This is a genomic window from Micromonospora sp. DH13 (assembly GCF_020873825.1).
GTDB classification, from domain to species: domain Bacteria; phylum Actinomycetota; class Actinomycetes; order Mycobacteriales; family Micromonosporaceae; genus Micromonospora; species Micromonospora haikouensis.
The window spans coordinates 200,163-211,758 of sequence record NZ_JAHWGR010000002.1 but is presented as its reverse complement, the minus strand read 5'-3'; the positions used below and the strand labels follow the sequence as shown (position 1 = coordinate 211,758).

Annotated in this window: 8 protein-coding genes and 1 pseudogene; 5 read left to right on the top strand and 4 right to left on the bottom strand. The window is 65.0% G+C overall.

Translation table 11 applies throughout. From position 1 onward, the window contains the following. Positions 1-326 precede the first annotated feature (326 nt). The 3 genes from LPA42_RS02880 to LPA42_RS02870 form a co-directional block, all read right to left on the bottom strand. A complete protein-coding gene (locus tag LPA42_RS02880; RefSeq protein WP_144082766.1) occupies positions 327-2,303 on the bottom strand; it encodes a hypothetical protein in 1,977 nt (658 codons plus the stop codon). 17 nt (positions 2,304-2,320) lie between these two features. Next, positions 2,321-3,271 carry a DUF4145 domain-containing protein gene (locus LPA42_RS02875; protein ID WP_158229471.1) on the bottom strand — a complete coding sequence of 317 codons (951 nt, stop codon included), beginning with the start codon at positions 3,269-3,271 and terminating at the stop codon, positions 2,321-2,323. A 249-nt stretch (positions 3,272-3,520) separates the two neighbouring features. After that, positions 3,521-6,301, bottom strand: coding sequence for a hypothetical protein (locus tag LPA42_RS02870; protein WP_077939527.1), 2,781 nt, complete (start codon positions 6,299-6,301; stop codon positions 3,521-3,523). A gap of 441 nt (positions 6,302-6,742) precedes the next feature. On the opposite strand from LPA42_RS02870, the gene LPA42_RS02865 reads away from it, so the two are divergent. Together LPA42_RS02865 and LPA42_RS34330 are read left to right on the top strand one after the other, a co-directional pair. After that, positions 6,743-7,288, top strand: coding sequence for a hypothetical protein (locus LPA42_RS02865; RefSeq protein ID WP_077939525.1), 546 nt, complete (start codon positions 6,743-6,745; stop codon positions 7,286-7,288). Between the two features lie 130 nt (positions 7,289-7,418). Beyond that, positions 7,419-7,521 (top strand): annotated as a pseudogene (locus LPA42_RS34330) (MerR family transcriptional regulator); the annotation flags it as partial. Between the two features lie 412 nt (positions 7,522-7,933). Here LPA42_RS34330 and LPA42_RS02855 read toward each other — a convergent pair. Then, entirely contained in the window at positions 7,934-9,505 is a 1,572-nt protein-coding gene (locus LPA42_RS02855) for a restriction endonuclease (protein WP_077939524.1), read from the bottom strand. A 300-nt stretch (positions 9,506-9,805) separates the two neighbouring features. Here LPA42_RS02855 and LPA42_RS02850 point away from each other — a divergent pair, with 300 nt between their 5' ends. Genes LPA42_RS02850 through LPA42_RS02840 form a run of 3 tightly spaced genes read left to right on the top strand, consistent with a single transcriptional unit; the run spans position 9,806 to position 11,396 of the window. Beyond that, positions 9,806-10,081 carry a hypothetical protein gene (locus LPA42_RS02850; RefSeq protein ID WP_228986295.1) on the top strand — a complete coding sequence of 92 codons (276 nt, stop codon included), beginning with the start codon at positions 9,806-9,808 and terminating at the stop codon, positions 10,079-10,081. 59 nt (positions 10,082-10,140) lie between these two features. Continuing rightward, complete coding sequence (locus tag LPA42_RS02845; RefSeq protein ID WP_077939522.1) at positions 10,141-10,509, top strand: hypothetical protein; 369 nt, start codon at positions 10,141-10,143, stop codon at positions 10,507-10,509. A 41-nt stretch (positions 10,510-10,550) separates the two neighbouring features. Beyond that, a complete protein-coding gene (locus tag LPA42_RS02840; RefSeq protein ID WP_077939521.1) occupies positions 10,551-11,396 on the top strand; it encodes a hypothetical protein in 846 nt (281 codons plus the stop codon). The last annotated feature ends 200 nt before the right edge of the window (positions 11,397-11,596 follow it).

The following is an 11,596-nucleotide window of genomic DNA, read 5'->3' as shown; positions in this document are numbered from 1 at the left end:
GCCGACGACCCCTTGTTACGGTCCGTAGCGACCACAGCCTTGTCGTTGATTGTCATAGGTAGGTACTGAGCTGCACCGACATGACCGAGCGATAGCCGTCGTTTGTCACTGATTGTCGGCCACTAGCCTGGGTTTTCGGGGGGTAAACGGGGGCCGAAACACAGGGTCCGCTGCGCCGGGACCCCGCCGCCCAGAACCTACCCGCGTTGAGAGGAGCGGGCGATGCTCCCCGCGCCCGTCGCCGTTCTTGGCGTCAAGAAGATCCCACTTCCGTCACGGATGTGGCAGTCTTTTGTTCGCTGGAGCACTCGAAACCGCCATCGGTCTCAGGTATCTCGATGCAGGTTCTCACGCGGGTGGGTGGTCTCCTCGACCGGAAAGGCCGCTGCGCCAAAGGCGAATCCGTTGGCGTGTGGCGCCGCACTCCGACTCATCACGTACTGCAGGGTGTCCGCCCTCGTCTCCGGCGTCATCGCCGAAATGAAGACGGCCTCCGGCGATCCGGAAAACACCTTGTGCACGATGGGCTCCCACACGCGCGCCAGTGTAAGGGCATCGATACGCCCCAGATCCCGCTGGATGCTCCAGCCCGCCGTGAGCTCTGCCACTCGGAACTGACCATCGTCGGAACTCAGAAGATCCCATGCTCTCACCAGGAGGTCGAACGCGGCCACATCATCTCCGGCGTCTCGAACGAGCAGGTCAGCCACGGCATCGTCGCATCGCGCGTCAAGCAGCATGATCAGGCCAGAGGCAAAGTTGTCTTCGGCCCAAGACACGACCTTCGCCAGCACCGGTTGCCTCAGTCGGGGCTCGCGAGCCAGCCCTCGCAGAGCGGCAGCGACCGCAGCGCGATGCTCCGGAAGCTCAGCGCGAGCTATCAAATGGCGCATCCGGGCCAGCGCTACGAATGGATGCTCTCGCCCTAGTCGGCCGCCGCACAGTAATGCAAGCGAAGGGAACGCACCTCGATCACCGCGGTACGCCCATCGCCAGAGCCGCTCCTGAGTCAGTGCTGCGGCCGCCGGGTGGAAGAGGAGGCCTTCGACAGCCTCTTCTACCAGCCCGCGGTATGCCTCCGCTCGCGGGCTCTTCAGTTGCGCGTAGAGCGCCTCCAGCAGATCAATGCTGCGGCACTCGCCCGCTACGCGGGCAATGACGCCGACGACACGACGAGCATGCTTCTTCGTCTTCGGGTCGGTGACGAGCTCCTGGGTCCACTTTAGGACCGGTTCCCGGAGTTCTGGGTGCTCGTTCCATAGCCATTCGAAGATTGCGTAGTCGACGCCGGGCTTGTCCCGGTCGATCCACGTGCAGTCGTCGGCGACGGTCGCCCCGATCTCCCGCAGCCGCCTTGACCAACCCTCCGACTCAAGCGCCTTGAACAGCGGCACTCTCTCGTGCCCCAACGCCGTCGCCAATGCCCGGGACGCGGCGGCGACAGCGGTCGAAGGACATCCGTTGAGCACTGCCGCGGCAATCAACAGCATCCGACGGTCGGCCCAATCGGGCTTCCTGCTGTCGAGTTGTTGGTCGATGTATGGCCGCCACTTGCGAAGCTCACCAATTGTCCGGTCAATGTCGGCCGCCGTCCGTACCAGCCGGAGCCGATCGGCGACCTTCACCGCATAGTCCGGGCTTGTTCGGCCTTCATCCAACTCCGCGACGAACGCCCGGACGGCATCCTGCTCCAGCAGGCCAAGTGCCTCCCGGTGATCGTGGAAAGTCAAGTGCGCGCGGATTACTGAGCTTGCACGGCGCCGCGGGATGGTCGCGGTATGGCCGCCAAGCTTTGGCCGACATCGCTGCCACGCCTTGTCGGTTACAGTGACGACGATCTGTGAATCTAGCTCCCTCAGGTCCCGCGCGTACGCCATGAGCTCGTATGCAAAGGCTTCCGGAATCTCTTCGGTCACGTCGCTGAGGTCGAGCAGGAGCCTCGTGTTAGAACTCAGCGGGAAGTCCCTGGTGCTCGGCGCTCCTTCCCAGTCCGGAAGCAGTTCGTATACATCCACCACGGACGTCGGTACCGGCGAGGTGGCCGACAGCAGCCGGATCGCATCGGTCTCCTTCCCGGTGCCCCGGTGGTTTTCCAGGATCGCGAGGCCGTACTCGTCCAGTGCTGCCTCAGCCTTGATGAACTCATCCATCGGCTTGGCCTGGATGTAGGACGTGAACCTGGCCTTTGTCACCAGCATCTGGTCAACCAGCCGCCATCCCACTCGCCCGCTGCTCATGAGAGTGGTGTGGTAGAGCACCCCCACGGCCATGTTGTTCGACTTGTTGCCGCCAACGGCGGCCACGCTCGGTTCCATCGCTATCAGCGCCTCCAGCCCGGACCGAAGGTGGTGTTTACCGTGCTCCCGTAGGTCTTGCCGACCACGAAGTTGTTGGAGTTATCACCGGCAATGTTGAGGACGGAGATCGAGTCTCCCGGGCCATCCTTGCTTTCGGCCAACTCTTGAGCGATGCCGTCGAGACGTTCAGCCTCGTCCCTCAGTAGATCGGCCGCAGCTTGAGCGTTTTGACGAAGCTCGTCATGTCGTGACTCTGCAACGATCTGCTCCTTGCCAACCCGCTGGTCGAGCCTGGCGTGCAGTTCGTTACGCCGGCTCTCAAGCCGCTCCTCTGCCGACCGCAAGGCCTCACCGAGCGATGCCTGCCGCTTCATAGATGCCGCTGCAATCGGGGTGAAACTGCTAGCAGGTTGTGCAGGAATGCCCTCGCGTTCCGACTCGAGGAGCACGAGGCGATGCTCGAACGTCGCCAGCATGCCCCGGATCTCTCGCAGAGCTGCCGAGCCGTCCGCGTCGCGCGACGATGGTACCAAGTCAGGCGCCCGGGGCGGGACGAACACCTTCGTCTCCTGGGCACCGACGATCGTGTTGTGCAGCCACAGACCGAGGTCAAAGCAATGCCGCACGACCTGTAGGGCGACCTGCACATCCCTCATGTGCCCGTGTACCGCCTGGTTGCCGGCCGTTCTGATCAGATCGCACAGATGCTGGATGTCCTTGTCGATGGCACCTGCTCTCTGCAGGTCAAGGATCCGGTCGTAGAGCCGCTTCGCCTCAGAGCTGACGCCGAAGACAGAGACGGCTTTCTTCGACAACGCCTCCAGAAACCGCCGCGCCTTGAACATCGCGGCATCAGGATCGGTGTAGATGTACGACTCGGCGCTAGCCCCGTCGAACGCCAGCACGGGCTCGTGCTTGACCAGGTACCCGAAGTTCGCAGAAGACTTCACCAGCTCGTCAAGCGCATCGTCCATGGTCTCTCCCCATCCGCTGCCAGAAGCACAACCGCCCATCGTATCGGTCGCCACTGCGGGGAATGGCTGTCGGATTTTGGACAGGGCGAACCGCCGAGGCCCGGCAGTTCACTCATGTGGCACCGTCCTTCGCATGACGAGGCCTTTGACGCCACGGCACCGCTCCCGAGGCCAGGTCTCAAGCCGTGCGGGGGTTGTCGGATGGTCTTCCTGGTCCGCGTTCTTCTCGAACTCTTCCTCCGCATCTGATCACTGTTGGTCAGGGGTAGCTGGAGTATCAGCCCGCTGACCAGCGCCTCTACACGGTTGGACTCGGCGGCGGGCCGTGACGGGCCGGGTTCGTGGCGTTCGAGACGGTCTAGGTCCGGTCGCCGATTGGATGAGTTCGGCTCGCGTGGTGGTCCACATGACGTTCGGTAGCGCTGACGGGCCGTCGGGGTCCTTCGGCAAGGATGCGATGACGCGGCTGGTCAGCAGCATCGCGAGCTCGTCGAGACCTGGCCGGTTTCCGCTGTTCGCGCAGGCAGCGCAGTCGATCAGGCCCCAGGTGATGGGGCTGGCACCGAAGCAGTCGGTACAGCGCCGTAGCGTACCCGCCACATGTGTGGCGAGTGCGTCGGCGAGCGTGTGGGGGCCGTTACCGGAATACCCCCAGGCGAATAGACCGCTGGCACCGGCTTCCTGGTTCCGGAGTAGGATCCGCTCTTCGTCGGGGTATTGGATGACGACCAAGCTGCTGCCCTCGGTATCGGCGACACCGTGGTAGGTCCAGTTCTGGAAGCCGGGATTTCGAGCCGCCTCGGCGAGCACGCTGAGAAGGTGGCGAGTACCCTCGTTGACGGACGGTATTGCCGGTGCCGCGCTGGTCTCGCCCTGCACCCAAATAATGATCGTGTCGACGATGCGCCGCAGGTGAGCATTAATGGACTTCGGCCGTGGGAGGTCGTCACGGCTGTTCCACTCGTCGTCGGTCAAGGGGGCGTCGGGCTCATCCCAATCGTCTTGATCGTCGTCGAGTTCCGCTAGTTGGTCGGCGAGGTAGGCGGCGAGCTTGATGGCTGGCGTGTCGTCCCCGTCCGTTCGTGCCACTACCGCGTCAGCCCAGAGCGTCAGCAGGAGTGCGGTTGGATAGATCGAATCGGAAATCGCAAGATGGGAGCCGAGTTCTTCGAATGCCATGTCATAGAGGTAGGGAGAAAGGCGCCCGGCCAGAGTCCGGTCCGGTTGACGTATGCGATCTCCGGGGAGCCAGCCGGCAGCCCGCAGCTCGGACTGCCACGCTGCGGTGGCCAACACGAACTCGAACCCGAACGCCTGCCACGGAAGCATGCGCAGCATACCCGCAGGGCCGTCCGGGTGTCCGCCCTCTGCCGGAAGCGCACGGCGCAGGTCATCCGACTCACGGATCAGCCCGGCGATGATGAGCGCACCTCGTTCCACGACGGCCGCCGAGCGGTTGTGGTAGGCCGTGCGGTTGATAAGTATGTAAATTGCTTCGGTGTACAAATGGGTGGCGACATCATCGCCAGCAACTGCTGCGGCCGTGGCAAGACTGAGTAGGCGGCGGCCGGTCAGCAGCGCGCGTCGGTCGTAGCCAGCCTCGAACGCCTCGATCGCGAGGTCCCGCAAGGTGGTAGCGATCACCGATGCCGGACTGGGGCGGCGCGCCAGGTGCGCGATGCGCCAGCCGGTGCGGTCCAGCGGCATGTAGGGAGCGGTGTCAACACGGATGAGTCTCGCGGCAACTGTCTCGAGATGGGTTTCGATGGCATCGCATCGTGAGTACCGCTGGCCGGTGAAGAGGCAACGGCCCAGCCGGCCGAGGCGTTCGACGTCCGCGGTGAAACCGCTGGCCTCGTGATATCCGCCGGACCAGCCGGTTGACGAAGGCGTTGGTGAGGTGAGAACAGCGACCAATCGGTCGACGGTAGCTTCCAGCAGTTCGTAGCTGTGAGGTAGGGCATCTCGGCTGAAGGGCTGCTCGCTGATCCGGTCGGGGCTGAGGCCGGTGAGTAGTTCGTTGAGGTCTGCGACGTTCATTGGCTGACGCACAAGGTCATTGACGCGTTCGAACGTGGGTCGATCGCGCTCTGTCTGTGCGGGTGGAATGACCCCGGGCGCAGAAAAGGCGAGCCGGGAGCGCGACACCGGTGCCGTGCGCTGCAGGTCAGCAGATGAGGACGGTAGGTGCACTACCGTGAGCACCCGCTGTTGTGGCGTCACCTCGGCGAGGCGTGCGCTGACAGCGTCCACGACAGCATCGAGTGCTTCTGCGGCTACCTGGTGCCGGCCTGAAGCCCGGTTCTGCACGGCGAGGTCGAACAGGACATCGACGACGGCTTCATTGATCGAGCGAGACCCGCTCATGTGCATGCCAAAGGCGGCGATGGCCGCGATCGCTGCCTGGTGGTCCGGGCTCACTTCGCGGCTGAGATCTGCGCCGACCTCGCGTAACGCCTGAGCGATGTCGTCGATGTCCGCACCGGCACGAGTCTGTGCGGCCAGGGCGATAACCCAGGTCACGGCGGCAAGCCGGTGCTCGCGAACCGGCAGGCGAGGGCTGCCGACCAGGTCGCCGAGTACGGTGACATGCCGAGCTGCTTTTGGACGTCCTCCGGTCCAGCGGCCGCGCGGGTGTAGAACGCTGTCGGACACATGGCTCACGAGCCATTCCGGCGTGGCGTGGCGAGCGCCGTTCCACGTCACCCAGGCGACTATGAGGATCGACATGATGAAGCACGTGAAGGCGATCCGTGTGGTAAGAGGGCTCGGGTTGACGGCCAAGCCCAACGGCAGGCAAACCCCGACTACAGCGGCAAGGACGACCCATGCCGCCATCCGCCGGTCCGCCAGAACTCGAACCGTGCGCCACGAGAACTGCGACAGCGTCTGAATCGCGACCACGAACACAGCAGGCACCACGACCAGCAGTGCCGCCGTGATCGCCGCAACCGCAGCGATCGCGGTCGCCTCATAAGAACCCGCGTCGGTCCCGGTAGATACCGGCATGAACCACACGACGAGCAGCACTGTGCACAGTACTGCCATCGCAGCAGTCGCAGACAATACTCGCCCCCACCAACGGCGACGATCTTGGGTTGATGACGTCACGCCATGATTATCGACTTCCGCTGCCACTGCCTCGAGTTTCACCATCCGCTAGACGACGATCAGCCATGGTGCCTCCCGGGGGTGATGGGCGACTGAGGTTCCCCCGAATCGCCGGAGGGTTGGTTACCTAGCGCCGGTGGGCTCAGGCTAAACGATGGCCATCTCACCTTGTCGGGCCTGGTGGGTGTGCCAGGCGGCTTCGTACTCGTCTGGAGATCGCCAGCCGAGGTCTTTCTGAATGCGGCGGGTGTTGTACCAGCCGTAATGGCAACCGAGGACGCCCGTACCAGCCGATGGCCGTCGAGCCGGAAAACCGAGAGCGGCGCCTCGTTGAGGTTGGGTGCGGCAGGCCGATGGTCGATGGGTGCGAGGTTCAAGGTAGGACAGTCGACCAAGACTCGCAGCCCCGACCGGGAGCCTCGCCATGCTGGGCTGAGGTGGCCCATCGAGGGGTACGTCGCCGCCCTGGTCGTCCTGCTCGCCATCCCGATCGGCGCCTTCGCCACCACCCGCCTGACCGCGTTCGCCGCCGCCGAGAACGCCGGCCGGCTGCCCCTGCTGCACGCCGGACCGGTCACCCGCGCCTACCTGCTGACCGCCGAGGTCGCCACCACCGTCGCCAGAGCCGCCGCACTCGCCACCCTGGCGGCCATCGCCACCTGGATCGGCGCGACGGCTGTCGGTGCCGGTCTGCCGCTCGTCGGCACCGCCAACGTCCTGCCCGTCGCCGCCACCACCCTCGCGGTCGGCCTGGCGCCGCGCGCGGTCGCGACGATCGGCATGATGCCCACTGCAGGCGGATTTCTCCTCAAGTCGACCGACAACAGCACTCACGCACCCCGCCTGGGTCAGCTCGCTGTCACCGTACGCGCACCTCGCCGTAGTGCCGGCCACGACACCGACTGAGCGGCAACCGCCCTCATGAGCACCGTTACCGATGCGATGATCTCAGCCGGCAGCCAGGCCTACGCCGGCGCGACCTTCGGCTTTGAGGGACTGCGTGACGACATGATGCGCCTGCGCGGAACGGGTCGGGCTGAGCATCCACACCATCTGCCACTACGAGGAAGCCGGCCTGATCGTCCCCCTCCGTACGCAGAGAGGGTTACTTCCGCCACCACACCGCACCCGATCTCGACCCGCCACGAACGCGGACTTCACCGCCACCACCCCGCGCTGCACAGCCCTGACCCGGCGAAGGTCGCCGCCCACCTGCGGACGAACAACATGATCGTCGTGTGTGACCAGCACGCCTGGACCGTCGAGGCCGAAACTGCGATCTATCCGCTCACCCCGGCGGGGAGCTTCCTCGCCACGACAGCAAGAATCCCCGCCCAACGGGACGGGGATTCCACGAAACGCGAAGAGACATCACGCTTCGTGGGGAAATAACGTGTCCGAGATCGACACGACCCGATGCCCAACATGCCATGTTGCTGTCTACCACTATGGCGCTTCAATAGCACGCGTGTAAGTCGTACAGGGAGAGTCCACCCGGGCTGCCCATAGCCACCACGCTCAAGCTGCCCGCTCAGTCGGTAGCGGGGCTCGTCAGATGCCTCGTGGTGGCCCAAGAGCTCGGAGTGCCCTCACGAGGTCGGGCGGCACGGTGAAGTGAGTTGCTTGGACCCCGTGGTCGTAGCCTGTCTGTAACGGATACTCCAGTTCATCGGGAAGGCGGCCTTGCTCGATGAGGGCGGCTGTGATGCGGTTTGTGGGACGTGTCAGACCGCGCAGTGTTCGATCCGGTGGGAATTCGGCGATCGCGTATACCTGGTTTCGCTCGAGCCGACCGTGTTGGCGTGCCGCGGTACGGATCAGGGTTGCCCGCATTGGGTAGGAGTTGTCGAGCGCGCGCATCAGCTCCGCAGCTGCTCCTATCGACCAGCCTCGAACGTCGCGTGGCACCCGCTCGGCTTGATTCTCGATCACGATCGGCGGCTCGGGACGTCTGCGGTGCCGAGGTTGTGCGGGGAGGTTACGTCGTAGGAAGGAGGTATCGGCTGCGTCAGTCCCCGCGTCGCCCTGAGCACGCTCGTCGTCTTCCAGGGCGGGCCGGGGAGGTGCTTGCATGGGTTGGTATCGCAACTGGATCAGCCGGTCCTCCAGGAAGAGGCTGATCGTTGGCAGTAAGGTCCGTTTCGCGTCTGCCGCTCGCCGGCTTTCCTGTTCGGGAACGGACAACAGCCAGGTCTCGAGCGCGCCGGGGAGACCGAACGATAGCCGGAAAGCCTCAGGATCTTGTACGGGGGTGATGGTCCAGTCCCCACGAGGCCCTTCGCGACCGAAACGGATATTTACTCGGATGTCAGAGCCGTGTTCGGCGATGAAGGTCTCGAAGTCGTCCATGCTCTCGGGGTGCATGGCCAGAATGAACGGCGCTGCGGGGAAGCCCAGGATGAGTCCTTCGCCGGTGGCCGAATCCTGCAGCTCGGCGGTCGTCCGGGCTGCCCAGGACGCCAGCAGATCCGCTGGTAGTCCGCTGTTCGTGCCGTCGGTGGGCGTCCCAGCCGAGGTCGACTCGGCTCCTGCGTTGCCGAAAGCGGTTCGGAGTGCCGTTCGTACTTGTCGGACCGGAAAGGTGGTGAGGCCCGTAGCAATGGCTGCCGTGAGGATCAGGTTCGCAGCTCTTTCCACAGTGGTGATGAGGGGTTCGAACGCGGGCCCGGACAGGTCGACGAGCGAGATCTGCTGGGCTAGTGCATAGGTTTGGGCTTCCTTCTTGAAACCGGCCGCGGAGAACAGCGCGTAGCGGTACTGGTACCGGCGTAGCGGATGCCGGTAAGACGTCGATAGTTCGGTCGAGTACTGCTGGTTCACGTCATCGATGACGCCGTGGGCGTTGCGCACCTCCGCCAGACCGACCTTCGAGCTGCGGTTCTTCGCTTCGACGAACAGCCGAACAGGCAGTGAGAACGGTGTCGGCATCAGCAGGTCACCCAACACGTCAGCTTGGTGATCGGCGCCCCGGCCGCGAACCAGCAGGCCGTGTCCCGCCTGACGCAAGGCTTGCTCGTCAGCATCCGAGTGCTGCAAGAGGCGGTATCCGTTCGAGCTGAGCAGGAAGGCGATCGCCTCCTCAAGGAGATATCCGGCCAGGGCATCGGCGGAGATCAGCGCCATGGCCTGATCCTCGCATGCGGAGGTCGATGGCCGTGGGGCGCATTGCCACGGAGGCGGGCGAGTGGCGGGGTGGGCTACCGGCCGGTGTCGGCGTCTTCGGCGGCCTTTCGTCGCTCGTGGGCGATCATGGATTGTATGCGCGGGCCGCTTCGTGGCCCGCCGTGGGTGGCCGAGCCCGGCCTGTGGTCGCAGTTCGGCTGAGGCGACGGGCCCCGCGTCGCCGGGCGCAAGACGTATCTGTTCTGCGCGTGGCTGGCATGGTCGCGGTTCCGGGTGGTGATCCCGGTCTTCGATCAGACGATGGGCGCGCTGATCGCCTGCCTGGACGCCACTTTGCGCCGGATCGGGGGCGTGCCGGCGTATCTGCTGGGTGACAACGCCAAGACGGTCACCGTCGAGCACGTCGCCGGCGTCGCCGTGCGGCATCCGACCGTGGTGGCTGCCGGGAGGCATTACGGGGCGACCGTGCACTCGTGTGAGCCGTTCGACCCGGAGTCCAAGGGTGGGGTCGAGGCGACGGTCCGGGTGGCCAAGGTCGATCTGGTGCCCACCGAGGCCAACCTGCGCGGCGCCTAGGCACGTTCGGCGAGCTGGTCGCCGCGTGTGAGAAGTGGTGTGAGCACATCAACGCCCGCGTGCATCGGAAGACCAGCGCGGCGCCGGTCGACCGGCTCGCGGTCGAACGTGCCCATCTGCACGTGCTACCCGGCGAGCCGCACACCGCCGCGCTGGGTGAGGAACGCCTGGTCAACGATGATCAGACGGTCCGAGTCGGGTCGGTGCGCTACTCGACCCCGCCGGGGCACGTCGGCACAAGGGTGTGGCGCCGCACCGTCGGTGAGGAACTGGTCATCGTCGCGGTGACGAATACGGGCACGACCGGTGGCCGGTTCCTCGGCGAAGCGATCAGGGGGCGTCGCCGGCCGAGGATGGGATCCGGCGCCGGCCGCAGCACCCTGCCCGGAGCCGATCTTCGCTACGCGGTCATAGCAGACTTCGCTTAACCGCTTGGAGCCCTGCAGACCGAGTCTTACCCTCTTTAATCGTGGCTCACAGCGAGCAGGAGGAACTTCGTCAGCTGATGGCGTTGCTCAGCGACGTCCCTCAGTGGGTGCGGCGCGTCTCGGAAGCCGAACCGGCCCAGATCGAGCCGAGGTCGGGCAGCTCCCTTCTCGGCGACGACCGCTGGTCGGGCAAGTTTTCCGTGAGCGGTGCCGCTTGGAACCACATCACCGCCGCCGTCGACCATCTCAGCACGCTGCGTGCCGCGACCGTCGGCTGCGGCGAGCACGAGACACTGACGTTCAGTCTCCACATAAGCGGGCAGTTCACGCTGTTGCGAGCGGTGATCGAGAACGCCGCCGCGGTGCTGTGGCTGCTCGCGCCGATCCCCCGGGGGGATCGGGTGCTGCGGCGCCTGCAGCTGGCAGCCAATGACATTCGCAGCAACGAAGCGGTCCGTGCCTTGACGAACTCGCCAGGGCGTAAGACCAAGGAACAGCGGCTGGACGAGCTACGCGCCATCGCCATCGCCCATGGCTTGGACCCCAAGTCCGCGTTGCAAGCTCCGAGCTACGAGAAGATCGTGCGTACGGCGGGTGAGGCTACCGGAGTCGGAGCTGACCTAGCTGTCGTGTTGTGGCGGTCGTGTAGCGGCTTGGCGCACGGTGATGTCTGGGCGTCGTTAGCCGTGCCGGCCCGCGAAGGGCTGGCCATGGCGACTGCCGGCATGGCGAATCTTCATCTGAGCCCGAACGTCGAGGCATTGCTCTGCACAATCGTCGCGGGCAAGATCCTCGTTCGCGAGGCCATGGCTCTGTATGAGCAGCGCCGCGATGTCCCCTGCTTGGTTGCGCCAGTTCGTAGGTCACCGAAGGTGGGGGCCAGCTGAGGCTGTCGAGTCCCGCCGCCACCGGTTTGCGCTCTCAAGGGACTCTGTTGCCCATTCGGAAGAAGTATCGTGACCTGCCGAAACCCTGGGCGAACGGCACACCCGAAGATCATCAACGTGATTACGCTGGCCAGTCAGTGCGGCGTTCGGCGACGATTCGGCGCTTCGTAGCGGAGGTCTCTGCTGGTCGCGGCCTTGCG

Excerpts from the sequence above, each read along its gene's own strand:
- LPA42_RS02875 (WP_158229471.1), bottom strand. The coding sequence starts at position 3,271 with ATGGACGATGCGCTTGACGAGCTGGTGAAGTCTTCTGCGAACTTCGGG.
- LPA42_RS02865 (WP_077939525.1), top strand. The coding sequence starts at position 6,743 with ATGGGTGCGAGGTTCAAGGTAGGACAGTCGACCAAGACTCGCAGCCCC.
- LPA42_RS02855 (WP_077939524.1), bottom strand. The coding sequence starts at position 9,505 with ATGGCGCTGATCTCCGCCGATGCCCTGGCCGGATATCTCCTTGAGGAG.
- LPA42_RS02850 (WP_228986295.1), top strand. The coding sequence starts at position 9,806 with ATGGGCGCGCTGATCGCCTGCCTGGACGCCACTTTGCGCCGGATCGGG.